The 17916-nt window shown below is 66.5% G+C and carries 8 protein-coding genes; 7 read left to right on the top strand and 1 reads right to left on the bottom strand.

The window, feature by feature from the left end:
• The first annotated feature begins 103 nt into the window (after positions 1 to 103).
• The gene (drmD, locus tag J8N05_RS32520) at positions 104 to 3352 is read left to right on the top strand and encodes a DISARM system SNF2-like helicase DrmD (RefSeq protein WP_210889136.1); all 3249 of its coding nucleotides are present in this window, start codon (positions 104 to 106) and stop codon (positions 3350 to 3352) included.
• A complete protein-coding gene (locus J8N05_RS32515; protein ID WP_210889134.1) occupies positions 3352 to 7662 on the top strand; it encodes an Eco57I restriction-modification methylase domain-containing protein in 4311 nt (1436 codons plus the stop codon). The genes drmD and J8N05_RS32515 overlap by 1 nt, the downstream gene beginning before the upstream one ends.
• An 8-nt stretch (positions 7663 to 7670) precedes the next feature.
• Here J8N05_RS32515 and J8N05_RS32510 read toward each other — a convergent pair whose 3' ends face one another.
• Positions 7671 to 8708, bottom strand: a complete 1038-nt coding sequence (locus tag J8N05_RS32510) for a type IIL restriction-modification enzyme MmeI (RefSeq protein WP_210889131.1) — start codon at positions 8706 to 8708, stop codon at positions 7671 to 7673.
• A gap of 77 nt (positions 8709 to 8785) precedes the next feature.
• Between J8N05_RS32510 and J8N05_RS48220 the strand changes: the two genes are divergently transcribed.
• From J8N05_RS48220 to J8N05_RS32485, 5 genes are all read left to right on the top strand, one after another.
• On the top strand, positions 8786 to 9649 hold the full coding sequence (locus J8N05_RS48220; protein WP_407699948.1) for a tyrosine-type recombinase/integrase: 864 nt from the start codon (positions 8786 to 8788) through the stop codon (positions 9647 to 9649).
• Positions 9650 to 9837: 188 nt separating this feature from the next.
• Complete coding sequence (gene drmA / locus J8N05_RS32500; RefSeq protein ID WP_210889127.1) at positions 9838 to 13680, top strand: DISARM system helicase DrmA; 3843 nt, start codon at positions 9838 to 9840, stop codon at positions 13678 to 13680.
• The gene (drmB, locus tag J8N05_RS32495; protein WP_210889124.1) at positions 13677 to 15611 is read left to right on the top strand and encodes a DUF1998 domain-containing protein; all 1935 of its coding nucleotides are present in this window, start codon (positions 13677 to 13679) and stop codon (positions 15609 to 15611) included. The genes drmA and drmB overlap by 4 nt, the downstream gene beginning before the upstream one ends.
• A 13-nt stretch (positions 15612 to 15624) precedes the next feature.
• Complete coding sequence (gene drmC, locus J8N05_RS32490; RefSeq protein ID WP_210889122.1) at positions 15625 to 16392, top strand: DISARM system phospholipase D-like protein DrmC; 768 nt, start codon at positions 15625 to 15627, stop codon at positions 16390 to 16392.
• A 121-nt stretch (positions 16393 to 16513) separates the two neighbouring features.
• A complete protein-coding gene (locus J8N05_RS32485; RefSeq protein WP_210889120.1) occupies positions 16514 to 17866 on the top strand; it encodes a hypothetical protein in 1353 nt (450 codons plus the stop codon).
• Positions 17867 to 17916: the final 50 nt, after the last annotated feature.

Raw genomic sequence — 17916 nt, 5'->3', positions numbered from 1 at the left:
AGAAAAAATATGTGAACCAGGTCAACGAACGAATCGCTCGTCAATTTGAAGCACTCTGGTAGGCACCGCTGTCTCGCCGATAGCGATAGTGGAGGATGTCCGCATGCCCGGAACCACCCGTACTTCCGAAGCCTCCGCAATAGTCGCGCCGCCTGAGGAGAACGCTCTCGTCCAGGTACGCGGCCAGAACTGGGTGGTGTCTGGAGTCGAAGCCGCCCCTGCTGGCGATGTCACCGTGGTGCATCTGCAGTCCGTCGCCGATGGCCGTTACGGCGACACCCTCTCCGTGATCTGGGAGGTCGAGCCGGGGCGCCGCGTCCTCCCCGCCGGCTCCCTCCCGGACGCCTCCTCCGGAGCGTTCGACCCGCCGGAGCAGCTCGCGGCCTTCCTCGACGCCGTCCGCTGGTCCGCCGTCGCTTCCGCCGACGTGAAGACGCTCCAGGCGCCCTTCCGGTCAGGGGTGGCCATCGAGCCGTACCAGCTGGAACCGGTCGCCCGCGCCGTCGGCGCACCCCGCGTCAATCTGCTGCTTGCCGACGATGTCGGTCTCGGCAAGACCGTGGAAGCCGGACTGGTTGCCGAGGAGCTGCGGCTGCGCGGCCGGGCCCACCGCGTCATGGTCGTCTGCCCGGCGGGGCTCACCCTTAAATGGCGAGATGAGATGGCCGAGAAGTTCGGCCTCGACTTTACCGTGGTCGACTCTGCCTGCTGCGCCGAGCTGCGCCGAACGCACAGCAGCGCCGCCAACCCGTTCCGGGTATTCCCGTTGACCATCGTCAGCCTCCCCTGGCTGCGCACGCCCAAGGCGCAGCGGCTCATCGACGAGGTGTTGCCCCCGGGAGGGGCGACGGAGCTGCCGGGTCGCCCCGGGCGCCGTACTTTCGATCTGCTGATCCTGGACGAGGCGCACCATGTCGCCCCGAGCGCGCCCAAGCAGATCTACGCCGTCGACTCCCAGCAGACCAAGCTGATCCGACGCCTCGCCCCCCACTTCGAGCACCGGCTCTTCCTTTCCGCCACCCCGCACAACGGCTACCAGGAGTCGTACACGGCTCTGCTGGAACTGATCGACAACCAGCGCTTCTTCCGCGGCGGCGAACCCGACAAGGTCGCCCTCGACGACACCGTCGTACGACGTTTGAAGACCTCCGTGACCGACGAGGAAGGCAACCCCCGCTTTCATGTCCGCGAGTCGAAGGCACTGCCCGTCGAGTACCCCGACACCGAGCGCGAGATCCACGCCCTCCTCACCCGCTACGCCGAATTGCGCAAGAAGCGCGTCGCGCCTGACCGGCGCGGCGGCCGGAAAGCCGTCGACCTGGTCACCCTGCTGCTGAAGAAGCGGCTGTTCTCGTCCCCCGCCTCCTTCGCGCACACCGTCGCGGTCCACCTCGAATCAGTACGCGCCAAGGCAAAGCCAGGCGGGAACAAGGAGGTTCCGGCCCCGGTCGTGACCCCGCTGTGGATCACGCAGTACGAGGACTACGCCGCCGAGCTCGACGACGAGGAACTGGCCGAAGCTGAGCACGACGCGATCACCCGTGCCGCTACGGTCACCCCGGGATCGTCAGAGGAAGAGGCCGAGCTGCTGGAGCGGATGGCCCGCTGGGGCCAGGCCCACCAGGCGTCCCCCGACGCCAAGGCCAAGGAGCTCGTCAAGACCCTCAAGGCCATCTGCCTCACCGCCGGGAGATGGGGGAACGAGCGGGTCGTCGTGTTCACCGAGTACCGCGACACCCAGGACTGGCTGCTGAACCTGCTCCAGCAGGAGGGCCTGGCCCAGGTGGGCCGCGTCCTCACCCTCCACGGCGGGAAGAACGCCGAGGAGCGCGAGCAAATCCGGCTCGCCTTCCAGGAACCGCCCACCAGTCCTGAGGGCACGGTGCGCATCCTCATCGCGACTGACGCCGCCAGCGAAGGAATCGACCTCCAAGATCATTGTCGCCATTTGATCAACTATGACATCCCGTTCAACCCCAACAAACTCGAACAGCGCATCGGCCGCATCGACCGCTACGGCCAGCGATACAACCCGCAGATCATGCACTTCGTCGGCGCAGCCTGGGACAAAGCCAGGACGGACGTGTACGAGGCCGACCTGGAGTTTCTCGCCCGTATCGCGAGGAAAGTCGCGCAGATGGAGGAGGACCTCGGCGAGGTCAACGCCGTACTCGCTGAGAAGGTGCAGCTGCGGATGACGGGCCAGCTCAGCGACTTCGACATCGAGCACGCCCGCGCGAAGAAGATCAAGAGCCGTCCCACGGGCGGCAAGGTGGACGCTGAGCAGAACGTCACTGAGCAGGTGCGGCGGCTCAGCACCCAGCTGAAGCAGACGACCGTAGAACTCGGCATCACCCCGGACCGGGTCGCCCGCGTGGTGAACACCGCGCTGAACTTGGCCCGCCAGCAGCCCCTCGTACCGTGCCTCGACGAGAACGCGCCGTCCGAGGACGACTTCCGGCAGGGCCTTTACACTGTGCCCTCGCTGACCGGCTCGTGGGAGCGCGCCACCCGCGGCCTGCCAGACAAGCTCCGCCCCGAAGTCCTGCGCCCGGTCACCTTCGACGCACAGGCAGCCTTGGGACGCCCCGACATCGTGCTGGCCCATCTGAACCATCCGCTGGTTGCCATGTCGACGCGGCTGCTGCGCGCAGCCGTATGGAACGCGGACAACGTCGACCTGCGCCGGATCACGGCCGTCGTCAGCGACGACCCGGCCCTGGAGACCACGTTCGTCGGCGCATACGCCCGCTTCGTGCTGGTCGGCACGGACGGGCAGCGCCTCCATGAGGAGATCCTGCACGCGGGCGGCTGGCTCGGCGACAACGGCTGGCAGCGTCGGCTGCGCGGAGTGGAGGCGGTCGCCTCGATCCTGGACCGCGCGCTCACCGAGGGCCGCCCCGCCAAGGAGCGCCTGCTCCACCGGCTCCAGCAGAGCTGGCCGAAGACCTACGAGGGCCTTACCCAGTCCGTCGACGCGCGCGGGAAGGAACGCAAGGTGTCCCTGATGGACCGGCTGGCCGAGCGCCAGGCCGATGAGGAGCAGCGCATCAATGCCACCCTCGACCGACTCCAGCGCACTCTGCGGAACCGGCTCGGCGAGACCTCCTCCGTCACGGCGGCCTCCCCGACGGGCGGGATGGACACGCTCTTTGGCCTGGACGAGCTACAGGATCCCGACGAACGCCGCCAGCTCGCCGACGACCGCAAACGCTGGCGCGCCCGGCTCGACGGAGTGGAGGACGAACGCGAGCGCGAACTCGCCGCGATCGCCGCCCGCTACCGCGCCCCGCAGGACCACCTCTTCCCGGTCGCTGTCGTCTTCGTCATCCCCGCCAAGGAAGCCTACTGATGAGCCCCATGCCCCGTTCTGGAAGCCGCCGCCCCTCCGCCGCCACGATCCGTGCTGCGAAGGCGTCCGACGGTAAGCAGCAGCACCTGGACTGGCTGAACCTCGTCGAGGTGTCCGGCCCGTTCCTCACTCTGCCGGTTTTGCTACGCACCTGGCCACAACTGGAGGGCGTCCCCAGTGGCCGTCGCGCCGACATCCGTCTCCACCACGGCATCTGGCAGGACGACCGCAAGGGCGCCGGCCGCCTCGACTGGATCGGCTTCCAGCTGCGCACCCTGCTGGAATGGGACGACGCCCTGCATCTGCGGGAGGGCGCCGGACAGTTCGGCGACAACGGCGAGAGCCTGACCGAGGATGACACGCTGCTGGATCGGTTCGCCGTCAGCCCGCCCGGGGCCGACATCACCGTCCGCCCCGACTTCGCCCTCGTCCGCCCCGGAACCGACCCGACCGCCGAACCGGACACCTCTGCCAGCGTCCAGCACGTACCGATCCTCGGCCTGGTCCTGCCACCCGACACCGTGCCGACCCGCCGCATCAGGGACGACTCCTGGGCAGCGAGCGGAGTCGACCGGCTCGCCCATGTCCTGCGCCACCACGGGGTCGAGCTGGGCCTGGTCACCGACGGCCGCTGGTGGTCCCTGGTCTGGGCACCGCCCGGCGGCGTCACGACGAGCGCCACCTTCGACACCATTGCCTGGAACGAGGCGGCAGACCTAGTGGCGGTCCGCGCCTGGGTGTCCCTCCTCCGCCGCGGCCGGTTCTTCGGACGCCCGGCGGACGAACTCCTCCCGGCGCTGCTGCGCGAGAGCCTGGATGGCCAGGAAGACGTCACCGAGGCCCTCGGCATCCAGGTCCGCCAGGCCGTCGAACTCCTGGTGGACTCCATCGGCCGCGCCGAGGCCAGGATGGTCAAACGCGGCGGTAAGGGATTGTCAGGCGTACCGGCGAGCGAGGTCTACCGGGGCGCCGTCGCGGTCATGATGCGCGTCGTCTTCCTCCTCTTCGCCGAGGAACGGGGCCTACTGCCCGCTGACAACGAGCTTTACGCGGAGGCGTACTCGGCTGGACGGCTGTACGAGACGCTGGACAAACGCCGCCGCGCGGACGGCGAGGACTCCCTGGACCACACCACCGCCGCCTGGCACCGGCTGATCGCCCTCTTCCATGCTGTCCACGGCGGAGTGAACCACCCCCTGCTCACATTGCCCGCGTACGACGGCTCGATCTTCGACCCGAAGCGCTTCCCCTGGCTGGAGGCGGTGCCGGAGGGCGCAGACGCCACGGACGACGACGCCACGCGGGTGTCCGACGGCCACACCTCCCTCCTCCCGATCGACGACCGCACCGTCCTGCACGTCCTCGACTCGGTGCAGTTCGTCGTCGTCAACAGGGAGCGGCGCCGGCTGACGTTCCGCGCCCTCGACGTCGAGCAGATCGGCTACGTCTACGAGGGCCTCCTCTCTTACGACGGCAAGCGCGCCCAGGACACCGTGCTCGGGCTCATCGGCAAGCCCGGCCTGGAACACGAGGTGAGCCTGACCGAACTGGAGGAACTGGCTGCCCCGTTCGGAGTGGGCGCACGCGCCATCTCCGGTCAGAAGTCCAATCTACCGGGCTTGTCGAAGAAGCTGTACGAGCACTTGAAGGATCCCAGGCCGCCGGCCGCGGCGTCGAAGATGGAGAAGCTGCTCGCCCCTGGAGACGACCAGGTGCGGGGCAAGGCGACCCACCGCCTGCTCGCGGTCACTGAGAACGACCGCGACCTGGCCGAGCGCATCCTCCCCTTCCACGGCCTCCTCCGCGACGACCTTCGCGGTCTGCCGGTGGTGATCCCTGAGGACGGCTTGTACGTCACAGAGTCCCGCCTCCGCAAGAACACCGGCACCCACTACACGCCGCGTGTCCTGGCCCAGCAGGTCGCCGTGGGAGCACTGGAGCCACTCGTCTACCGTCCGGGCCCGCTCCAGACTGCGGACGACAAGCAGTGGAAGCTCATCGGCGCGGACGACATCCTGAAGCTTAAGATCGCCGACATCGCGATGGGTTCGGCCGCCTTCCTTGTCGCCGCCTGCCGCTACCTTGCGGACCGTCTCGTCGACACCTGGGTCGAGGCAGAGGACGAGGAGGCCCTGGCCTTCCGCGGCAGCCACCGCGACCAGGCGGGCGCGATGACCGCGGCGGACGCCGAGAGCGACCCGGTGATGGTCCGCGCCCGACGTCTGATCATCGAGCACTGCCTGTACGGGGTGGACATCAATCCCATGGCGGTGGAGATGGCCAAGCTGTCGCTGTGGCTGATCTCCATGGACCCGGGACGACCGTTCACGTTTCTGGACGACCGGTTGGTGGCGGGGGACTCGCTGCTGGGTATCGCCAACCTGGAGCAGATCGAGAGCGTCCATCTCGATCCGAAGGCGGGCCGCAAACTCCACCGGGGAGCCTTCGAGGAGGGGTGGACCGAGCGTGCGCGTGCTCGCGTCCACGGCGCGGCAGACAACCGGCAGGCCATCGCCGGAATCCAGAGCGACACCATTGCCGACCTGGATGAGAAGCGGCGCCTGCTCGCGGCCACCAACGAACACCTGCAACGCCTGCGGCTGATCGGCGACCTCACGACGGGGGCTGGTCTCGCCTCAGCGGGTGGCGGGGACTCATTGCAGAGCGCTACCTACATCCAGGCTGCGGAGCTGGCCGGCATGGTCGCCTCGGAGTCGGTCCGGGACTCCGACCCCGTGATTCACGACGCGCGGAGGCGCGCTCTGGACTGGCTGAGCAAGGATCTCCCCACAGACGGCTTCGTTCGCCTCCCCGTGCACTGGCCTCTCGTCTTCCCCGAGGTCTTCGAGCCGGACCAGAGCGGCTTCGATGCCATCATCGGCAACCCTCCTTTCCTCGGCGGCCAGAAACTGACGGGGGCGCTCGGGCAGGCATACCGCGAGTACCTCGTGCTTGGACTGGGGCGAGGGCAGCGAGGTAGCGCGGACCTCGTCGCATACTTCGAGCTCCGGGCCCACCAGTTGCTCAGCGAGCGCGGCCAGACGGGCCTGATCGCTACCAACACCCTTGCCCAGGGCGACACTAGGGAGGTCGGCCTTGACCAGCTACTCGACGATGGCATCCAGGTACGTCGAGCAGTAAAGAGCGCTCGCTGGCCTTCGCGGTCTGCGGCGCTGGAGTACTGCGCTGTGTGGACCACCAAGCCGGGTTTGGGTGCGGAAGCCACTCGGGTGCTGGACGGCGTCGCGGTCCGGGGTATCACTTCGTCGCTTGATCCGCGGTCTCGGGTTTCGGGGCGGCCGTACCGTCTGGTAGCGAACAAGGGCCAGTCGTTCCAGGGGTCCAACGTGCTGGGGAAGGGCTTCATCGTCACCCCTGAACAGGCCCACGCCCTCATCCAGCGCGACCCTCGCAACAAGGACGTCCTCTTCCCCTACCTCAACGGCGAGGACCTCAACTCCCGCCCAGACTGCTCAGCCAGCCGCTGGGTGATCAACTTCCACGACTGGAGCGAGGAACGGGCCCGGGGATACCCCGAAGTATTCGCCATCGTCGAGAGAGACGTGAAACCGATCCGCCTTCGCGTTACACACAGCAAGAATGCCCGAGAGCGCTGGTGGCTCTACGAAAGAAGCCGTCCTGAGCTCTACAGGGCGATTGCGGATCTCGATCGTGTCCTGGTGGTAGCACGGGTGAGCCGAACGGCCATGGCGACCATCGTGCCCACGGGTCAGGTATTGAACGAGAAGATCGTTCTCTTTGCTAGTGACCGTGTTGATGTAATGGCCCTACTGAACTCAAGCATTCACGTACTATGGGCATGGAAATATTCGGCGACTCTGAAATCCGACCTTCAGTACACTCCGTCCGATTGCTTTGAAACATTTCCCATGCCGCAACATCTCCCTCTCTTGGAATCTCTTGGGGAAAACCTAAGTGAAACTCGCACTGTAATCATGCGGAACCGGGAATGCGGCCTTACGAAACTTTATAACCTGGTCAATGATCCAAAGGTTTCTGCTAGTGACATAAGTAAACTTCGTGAGTGTCATAAAGCTGTCGATGAGGCGGTTGCTGAAGCTTACGAATGGGGCGACCTCGACCTCGGTCATGGATTCCATGAAACCCGCAATGGGGTCCGCTTCACTGTCGCTCCAGTTGTGCAAAATGAGATCCTGGACAGACTCCTTGAGCTCAACCATGCGCGATTCAATCGAGAAGCAGATGTGGCAAGCCGTGAACGACTGGAGCAATCACTGATGCGCGACAGTGAAGGAGTCGTCGCACTCCACGGGGATACTCTGTTCTGAGAAGTATGTCAGAACAGAGTATCCCCGTCGCGTACCGGAGTTAGACGTTCCTGACCATGAACTGCCGATCCGGCCGCAATGGCATGCCGATCCATTGCATGGGGGGAATTTTTTGGTGAGTTATTATCATGCTGACCATGGTTAAGCTCAAGAAGCCTGTCTAGGATTTCAATCTGAGCCGATGGTGCGACCGTGAATCGCATACCCTGTCGATTTGGATAGAAATCGTGAGCGAGGTCGACATCTTGCCAATTGTAGGACTCGAGTACAGACTGGTCGATCTTCCGGTGATTCTCGCGCAGAGACTCGATGTCGCTATCCTTCACTGCAGGGTCATGGACCATGTTGTATAGCTTTGTGAGTCCTACGCTTCTGGCAATCATCACATCAAATCTCAGCCTGTCGAGAATTCCCCCATTGCTTCGGACTTCGGCAGTGGTGGCAGGCCGAGGGAATGTCTCGTAAACATCGGACGGAGAGTAATTGAGATCCGCCTTCATCGTTGATGAATTGCGCCATGCCCAAATTGAGTGGAATGAACTCGAAAGTAGGGCGAGGTCGCTATCTTCGGCCGTAGCGAAGACTCCCAATTTATGAGAGAGGACTTGGCGGCTGGGTACACGAGCTGGCATGACCGTTCGACTGACAAGCGCTACCACCAGAACACGGTCCAAGTTGGAGATGGCACGGTAAAGATCCATTGCAGGACGGGTGAACCGCCACCAGATCTCGCGACGTTGACGGTTGGTGTTCTTGAGTCGTTCGGGTTTCACGTCTCTCTCGACGATGGCGAATACTTCGGGGTATCCCCGGGCCCGTTCCTCGCTCCAGTCGTGGAAGTTGATCACCCAGCGGCTGGCTGAGCAGTCTGGGCGGGAGTTGAGGTCCTCGCCGTTGAGGTAGGGGAAGAGGACGTCCTTGTTGCGAGGGTCGCGCTGGATGAGGGCGTGGGCCTGTTCAGGGGTGACGATGAAGCCCTTCCCCAGCACGTTGGACCCCTGGAACGACTGGCCCTTGTTCGCTACCAGACGATCGCCGGTTGCCAAGAGTGCAGCTCAGGACGTTTTAGGGGCGGATCTCGCCAAACTCATCGCGTCACGGTAAGCGCTCCACGACCAGGCACATGACGTTCCCCATGACACTCGACAAGTTCACTGAGGCTCAGCGAGCGGACGGCTACTCGACCAACACCATCGGAGCCCGAGTACGTTGCATCAAGGCCATAGCCCGCTCTGCCGGCGTAACCGCAGGCCAGCTCAAGGTCGATCATGTCATCGCGTACTTCGCCGTACGCCCTTTACGCCCATGGTCGCGCAGAACCTACCTAAATCATCTCCAGGCGTTTGGAAAGTGGCTGGGGGTGGACCTCATAGAGGGCATACGCAAGCCCGCAGCACCCCGGTCAACACCTCATCCGCTCCCAGAAGATGAACTCAAGCGGCTTACCGCAGTCACACGTGGAGCGCACAGGACCTGGATCCTGCTAGGGGCCTTCTGTGGCCTCCGCGCGCACGAAACGGCCAAACTTGCCAGGGAAGACCTATCAACTCTCGATGACGGCACAGCGATACTCCGCGTGACAGGCAAGGGTGGACGCACGGACACCATCCCGGTGCCACCGGTCGTCATGAAGGCACTCGACCTGACGGGAAGCGGCAGATTCTGGGGAGGAACGCGTGCTGAATCCGTCTCCCGAACTGTCGCCGGGATCGCTGCAAAGATCGGCATCCGCATGCGCTACCACCAGCTGAGACACCGATACGGAACGATGGTCTACCGCTCTTCCGGCAGAGACCTGCTCATGACGCAACGCCTGATGCGCCACGCGTCTCCAGCGACCACAGCTGGGTACGCAGCCGTCGCGGACGACCGTGTTCACGTGGTCGTGCTTGATCTTCCAGGAGCTGACCCGGGCGCATCACGGCCAAAGGGGCGGAGAACAAGCTCGCACCAATGCCTGTCGTGCCGCCGTGAAGCCCGAGTCTGAAGTGGTGTCCCACCGCGGGGCTTGCGGTAGCTCGGCGAGTCCACGAAACGAGCTGGGCCCTCGAGGCAGCTTCGAGTCGTTGCCGAACCGGCACGGCCTTGTGCGGCTCAGCGGGACCCCACCAATGTCAGTGGGTCCCCCTATCGTTGTTCGCGGGTGCTGGTTCGCGCCCAGGGAGGGATACGCGTATGCCGTCGTCACCACAGAACGCCCCTGTTCCGGAGCCGGGCGTTCCCCACCCCGTGGACGAGGTCCCGCAGACCTTTCGGTCCGGGACGTCGTACGACGTCCGGGAGGAGCTCGGCGATCTGATCTCACGGGATCTGCTGGGGCCGTGGGCGGACGAGACCGAGGCGCTGGCCCCACACAGTGCGGGGCCCCGTGACCGCTACCTCGTCGGACTTCTTGGGCCCCGGCCCGCACCGACCGACGCGCCCGTGAACGTAGCGGCGGGCCAGGCGGAGACCGAGGTCAGCGCTGAGGGGGACGGGCGAGACCCTGAGCTCGCGGAGCGACTCACTCCACAGGCTGCCGGACGGCTGTGGGCGTCGTCCATGGGGCTGAGCTTCCTGGTGCCGGCCGATGTGGGCATTCTCAGCGTCGTCGCGTCGTGGGGCCGATACCGGCAGAGCGACAGTAAGACCGACGACGGCCGGGCTGTGCGCGCGTGGTCGCGCGAGCCCGTCCGGTACGCGGTGGACATTCACGTCGACTCGCCGGGCACTGTCCGCAAGGTTCTGGAGGGCGTCGACGACACCAACCCGGACCTACCCTGCATCCGGCTCGACGTACACGTACGGGAGCGCCCCGGTACCGTCGATGGCGCGGATAACCTGCGCTTCGTCGACGTATCGCTGATCAACGCGCTGGAGGAGTCCCGTGAACTACGGGACGGACAATGGCTGTTCCAGACGAAGTTGGAAGTCACCTCCTTCGACGGGCAGTCCAGCGTCTTCCTGCCGATCGACGACCCGTTGTCCGATGGGCCTGGCCACATCCTGGAGAACCCCGAGGAACAGCATCTGCGGCTGCTGTACCGGCAGGAGTTGAAGCACGCGCACGGACGGAACGTCGCCGTACACGCGAGTGTCCTGCCGAAGGGGCGGCGCGCGGTCAGGTTGGAGACGACCTGGCTGCCGGTGAAGGACGTGCCGGCCACGGTCGCGCCGAACACGGCTCGGCAGCCGCTGCTCGCCGGTCTTGAGGTGAGCATGGACAAGCTCGCCGAACTGGCCGTTTGGGAGCGGCGCGACGAGCTGCTGAAGGCCCTGCAGCCGCTGGCCGACGGCTACGACGGCTGGTTGCAACAGCAGGCCGTCAAGGCGGAGTCGCTGTCGGGCGAACTGCGGACCACCGCGCTGCGGGCGGTCGACGAGGCCCGTGACGCGTGCGGCCGGATCGCCCTCGGCATCGAGTTGCTGCACACCGACCGCGACGCGCTACGGGCGTTCCGTTTCGCCAACCGGGCCATGGCCATGCAGCGTCGGGCCACGGCGACGGCCGCGCTGCGAGCTGAGGGCGGTGAGGAGCCGCCCACGTACGCGGCGGCCTACGCCGAGGTCGATGCACGCGGTCCCTTGGCCGCGAGCTGGTATCCCTTCCAGCTGGCGTTCGTGCTGCTCAACCTGTGCTCCCTCACCGACCCCGCGCACAAGGAGCGCAGGGCGGACAGCACTGCCACGGTTGACCTCCTGTTCTTCCCGACCGGTGGCGGTAAGACGGAGGCGTATCTCGGTCTCACGGCTTACACGTTCGCCATCCGGCGGCTCCAGAAGGTCGTCGGGGAGGGCGAGGACGCCCGCGAGGGGCGGGACGGCGTCGCCGTACTGATGCGGTACACGCTGCGGCTGCTGACGGCCCAGCAGTTCCAGCGCGCCTCCGCCCTGGTGTGCGCGACGGAGGTGCTCCGCAGGGAGGATGAGGCGGTCTGGGGCAGCAAGCCGTTCCGTATTGGGCTGTGGGTCGGTGCCGGTGTCTCGCCGAACTGGTACGGAGACGCGGCGCAGCAGATCGCCGAGGCCAACGAGTCCGCCTCGGGGCGGCATGCGAACGTCCTGCAGGTGTTGTCCTGCCCGTGGTGCGGCGAGGAGCTGCGCGCGTGGCGGGACGTGGCACCGGACGACGTACGGCGGCGTGTCATCGTGTATTGCCCCCGGGGAGAGGACACGGGCCCCTGCCCGTTTTCCCGGATGCGGGCGCGGGGTGAGGGGCTGCCGATCCTCACGGTCGACGAGGAGATCTACCGGCTGGTGCCGAGCCTGCTGATCGCGACCGTGGACAAGCTCGCCCAGCTGCCGTGGCGCGGCTATGCGGGAATGTTGTTCGGGCGGGTGAGCGCCTACTGCGAGCGGCACGGCTACCGCCACGACGACCTTGACGAGGAGATCGGTTGCGGGTCCCGGCACAACGCTAAGGACCGGCATAAGGCCGTGACCAGTCGGCCGATGCTACGGCGGCTGCGGCCTCCGGACTTCATCATCCAGGACGAGCTGCACCTGATCTCCGGGGCGTTGGGCACCACGGTGGGGTTGTTCGAGTCGGCTGTCGACCAGCTGTGCACCTGGCGGACGAAGGACGCCCACGGGCAGCTCAGGGAGACCGGGCCGAAGATCGTCGCGTCGACGGCCACCACCCGCAACGCCCGCGCCCAGGTGCTCGGGGTGTTCGCTCGGGACCTGGCGATCTTCCCGCCGCAGGTGGTCGACGTCGGCGACACCTTCTTCTCCCAGCAGGTCGACGTCACCCGTGACAACCCCGGGCGGCGCTACTACGGTGTCTGCGCGCACGGGGTGCGTATGAAGGCCGCCGAGATCCGTGTCGCGGAGATCCTGCTACTCGCCGGGCAGCACATGTTCGACCTCTACGGCGCTCCCGCCGATCCCTACATGACGGTGGTCGGATACTTCAACGCGACCAAAGAACTCGCCGGTATGCGACGTGTCCTGGACGACGACGTGCCGAGCCGGCTGCGGGCCAACGGAAGCCGCCGGGGCATCGCCAACCGGCTGCTGCGCGACACCGACATGCTCAACCTTCAGGAGCTGACCTCCCGTATCTCGTCGACGGAGATCAGTGCCACCCTCAAGCGGCTGGAGATCGGCTTCAACCCGGAGCACGACACGTCGGTGCGCAAGAAGGCGATCGTCGACGAGCTGCGGGACGCCGGAAGGGCTCGTCAGCCCCGGGTCCTGCCCGCCCCGCTGCACCGCAGGCCGGTCGACCACGTGCTGGCCACGTCGATGCTCCAGGTGGGCGTGGACGTCTCAAGGTTCGGCCTGATGGTCGTCACCGGACAGCCGAAGAACACCGCCGAGTACATCCAGGCGTCCTCCCGTGTCGGACGCCAGGCCAAGCGGCCCGGCATCGTGATCACGCTCTACAACTGGGCGAGGCCCCGGGATCTCGCTCACTTCGAGGACTTCGAGCACTACCACGCGACGTTCTACCGGCAGGTCGAGGCGCTGTCGGTGACCCCGTTCACGCGGCGGGCGCTCGACCGGGGCACCACCGCCACGTATGTTTCCGCCGTGCGGCAGGCTTGCGACGAGTTCTCCGACAACGTGGACGCGGAGGGGGTAGATCTCGACGACCCGCGTGTGCGGGACGTCGAGCGGCGGATGCTGGCGCGCGCGGAGGCCGTGGACGGGGACCGGGCGCGCGGTTACCTCGCCGAGCGGATCGATGCCCTGCGCGACGCCTGGACGGCCAAGAAGGGTGAGCAGGGCAGGCTTGGCTACCGGGGACAGACCCGGCAGAAGCAGACGGTGCTGGGCCTGCTGCGCAACGCGGACGGCAGTGGATGGGACGTGCTCACCGTCCCGCAGTCGATGCGCGAGACGGAGAACGAGATCAACATGCTGTTGTCTGCGGACACTGTGCTGTCGGCTCCGGCCGGAAACCCCTGGGAGTTCGGACCGCCCGCCGAGGGTGGAGACGGCCCGGACACTGCGAGCGGCGACGAGCACGGCGAGATGCCGGACCGGGACGGGAACGGCGACGACAACGGCACGGCCAGGGGGCGGCGTTCATGAGCGGCGGCGGATACTTCAGGCGGGTGGGGGCGGTACGGCCGAGCCATCTCATGTTCACTGGTGGCGTCGGCGCTCTCGTCGACCTGCCCAACTTCTCCGTCATGGTCAAGGGCCTCGACCACTGGAACTACGCCGGTGTGCCCGATCCGGTGATCGAGGAGCCCCGGCTCCGTGGAGCCGTCAATCGAGCCCTGCGGCGCTACGGCGCGGACCAGATTGGAGAGCTGCGCGCCGCGCCGTGGATCCCCGGCACCGACACCGACCCGAAGGGCAACGCGGCACGGATCGGTGTGCCCGTGACCCCCTTCCCGCAGTGGCTGCGCTGTACGGCGTGCAATGAGCTGGCGTCCCTGGGCTCGGGCAAGTGGGGGTTCGAGAACATCAACGCGCGCCGCCCCGACGAGGCGCGCTTCTACCACGAGAACTGCTACCGGAAGAAGAAGGGCCGCAAGCCTCTGGCCGTGGCCGCCCGCTTCGCGCTCGCCTGCGTCAAAGGACACCTCGACGAGTTTCCGTACACGGAATTCGTGCACGAGGGCCGCGCCTGCCCCGACACGACGTATCCGACGCTGCGGATGCGCGACAACGGGGGCAACCTCGCGGCCAACGTTTCTCTCGAATGCCTGGTATGCAAGAAGGCCAAGCGCAACATCCGGGACGCTATGGGCGACAAGGGCCGCGAGAACCTGCCCCGTTGCCGTGGCCGGCACCCGCAGTTCGACGGCGTCTATGACGCCTGCGACGAGACGCCGTATCTGCTGGTCGTGGGCGCGTCCAACCAGTGGTTCCCCGTGACGCTCAGCGCACTGGCACTGCCCGACACCGGGACCGACTCGCTGCGCAAGCTCGTCGAGGAACGCTGGCCGGACCTGGAGGACTTCGAGGATGAGGCGGAGATCGCCATGTTCGCCAAGAAGTCGAAGCACCACCGCTACCTTCGCGACTACGAACCCGGACAGGTCTGGCAGGCCATGTCCGCCTACCGCGCGGCCTTGTCGGGCGATGCGGGCGAGACCGAGCAGCCGCCAGGCCCTCCGGACCTGCTGACCCCCGAGTGGCAGGTGCTGTCCGCTGCGAAGACCGCCGACCCGACTGAAGACTTCGCGCTGGTGGACGCCTCGCTCAGCGGGCCCTTGTCCACCGTCTTCTCCCAGCTTCGGCAGGCGGAACGACTGCGCGAGGTGCGGGCCCTTATCGGCTTCACTCGGCTCGACGCCCCCGATCCGGAGGACCCCGGCTTGGTCACCCGTGTGGACCTGGGGCGGCGCGAGCGCGGCTGGGTGCCGGCCAGCGAGGTGCGTGGCGAGGGGCTGTTCCTGCGGGTGGACGATCACCTGATCGAGCAGTGGGAGCAGCGGGTCGCGTCGAGTGACGCCCTCGCCGCACACGCCGCGGCTTTCGGCCGGTTCCGTGAGCACCGGAGGTCGGAACGAATCCAGGACGGCTCCGACCTGATGCAAGGCTGGCCGGGTAGTCGCTACATCGCTCTGCACACGCTCTCCCATCTACTCATCCGCACCATCGCGATGGAGTGCGGCTACAACTCGGCGAGTTTGGCCGAGCGGATCTATAGCGGCGACGCTGAGGAGCGGCGGACAGGCATCCTCATCTACACGGCCGTCCCGGACTCGGAGGGCACGCTTGGCGGGCTGGTCTCCCTTGCCGATCAGGACCCGAGCACCGGGGAGAACCGGCTGGCCAGGATCGTACGTACGGCGTTGTACAAGGCGGGGCGGTGCTCCTCGGACCCGCTGTGCGGCGAGCGTCTTCCCAAGGCGCCGGAGGACTTCCTGCACGGTGCCGCCTGCCACGCCTGCCTGTTCGTGTCCGAGACGACGTGTGAGCGCGGCAACCGGTTCCTGGACCGGCGGTTCATCACTCACCTGGCAGGCGACCCGAAAACGCTGGCTCTCATCCCGGACTTCGGGTGAGCGGATCGACCCGGTGAGCCGCAAACGCTTCGAGGCGGCGGCAGCGACGGCCGCCGCCTCGCTCGGGCTCACACGGACTAAGGCGCTGGCCACGCTCCTCTCCCAGGGCCGTTCCCCCGCGTACATCCTCGGTAGGCTCCAGACGCCAGCCGCGCTGGAAGCCGTATCGGAGTTGTTGGCGTCGATGACGGAGGACGGCGTTCCCTCGGCGGAGACGGCGGCGTATCTGCGGGGTTACGCGGCGGCCTGGACCCGGCGGCGTGAGGACACCGAGGCCCGTGCGGTGTGGAGCGGCCCCTCCACACCCGGGACACCCGGCCGCTCCACGGCCCAGGTGCTGACGGAGGTGGTCGGCGCGGCGCAGCACCGGCTCGTCGCCGTTACCTACTCGGCCCGCTCGTACGCACCGTTGACCGCAGCGTTGTCCGAGGCCGTGGCCCGAGGCGTCACGGTGGACATCGTCGTGGAGACGCTGAAAGGTGCGGGTGGGCTTCTCTCTGGGAGCGAACCGGGCGACGCTTTCTCCCGTATACCGGGCTTGCGGCTCTGGCACTGGCCGACGGGCCAACGTCCCACTCCCGGCAGCCGGTTGCATGCGAAACTGGCCGTGGCCGACGACCGGATCCTCTTCCTCTCCAGCGCCAACCTCACGGCGGCGGGCGCTGAGCGCAACATCGAAGCGGGCGTCCTGCTGAACGGCGGTCCCATGCCGGGACGGATGGCGGACCACATAAGGGAGTTGCAGCGCCGAGGGGTTCTCGCGCGGTGGCCAGGCGCATGATGAGGTCCGTCACCGTCGAATCATCGCCATTCGCATGGCCGGTTGACGGCCACTGAGCCCTGACGGTCGGAACCTGGCCAACAATTAAGCCTCCAGGTTTACACGATGCAGGAGGTCGCAGATGGTCGCCGTCGCCCTGGTGCACAGCACCGCGTTGATGACGGAGCGGCTCCCCGAAAAGTCTCCGGCCTGGCTGACCCGCGGTGAGCGGACCTTCGCGTACCCGTACAAGGACTGGAGGAAGCCGCGTGTGTGGTGTCTCGCCTTCATCACGGACCGTCACGCCCGCTATGAGCAGCGCAGGATTATCGGGTTGGGCGGCGTCTTCCCGGGCAGGCGGTCGGGTACCTACGAACGCGCTCTGCTCGCCCGTGACTTCACCGCACTCCGGGTTCCGCTGCCGCTCGTCGATCTTGAGGGCGCCATGGGGGCCGGCCGCCGATACCTCAAGGACGACGGTCGTTTGTCTCCCGCGGCTGGCGACAACCTGCTCGCCGCCGTGCGGAATCTGCGGCCGGAACTGAATGAGACGCTGGACGACCTGGAGAACAGCCTGGGGGCCAATCCTCCGACAGGTCGGGAGGGAGAACAGCGGAGCCTTGAGAAGGATGCCGTGGGAACCCTCATGGAGACGTTCGGCGCGGACCGCGATGCGCTCGAAGCATGGCAACAACCGCTCAGCGGGGATGATCCCCGATCCCGTTCCGTCCCCTTCATCGAAGGGCTGCCTGCTCTCCGGCAGATCGAGGACCAGCAGATCGTCCACGACTACCTGCGCTTCCCTGGCATGGAGGGCGAGGACGCCGTGCAGGTCGGCTGGCGGATCTACCGTCGTAACTCCGAATCCCGCCATCGGTTATTCGTGTACAACGCCAATCGCACGAACGCCGAGACCGTCATGGGCGTCGACATGATCTACGTGAACGAGCACGCCCGCAGCGTGGCCATGGTCCAGTACAAGCGGATGCGTCAGAGCGGGCCCGGCTGGGTGTACTGGCACGATGCCACCGGCGAGCGGGAAGTGAAGCGGATGGAGACCGTGGACGACGAGTGCAAGGCTGAGGACGAGTGGTCTCGATCCAGCCAAGAAAGCTCGGCGACGCTGGGTGACCCGCGCCTGGTCCCCACTCCCAGCATGGTCAAGTTGTGCCGGACCACTCCCTTCATGATGAACTCCGCCGCTCTCATCCCCGGCATGTATCTGACCCGGGAGCACTTCCAGGAACTGCTCCAACGCCCCGAGGCCGACGGGCCGTCCGGCGGTACGCGCATCGTCGAGGAGTCAGTTCCTCGGTACCTGAACAACACCACCTTCACCACGCTGCTCAGGGACGGATGGATCGGCTCGCGCGGCACCGGCTGGGACTACGTCATCGACCTGATACGCGAGAGTCTGTCCGTCGGCGGACCGGGCTCCGTCGTCGTGGGAATGCACCGGAGCGAGGTTCCGCCCGGCAACCGCCGAGTCAACTGACCCGCGCCGTAGGCGGACCCTGGCCATCAGCCTTCGCGCCCTGGCGCGTA

It is taken from the genome of Streptomyces liliiviolaceus (assembly GCF_018070025.1).
GTDB lineage: Bacteria > Actinomycetota > Actinomycetes > Streptomycetales > Streptomycetaceae > Streptomyces > Streptomyces liliiviolaceus.
This window is presented reverse-complemented; position numbering and strand designations above follow the sequence as displayed.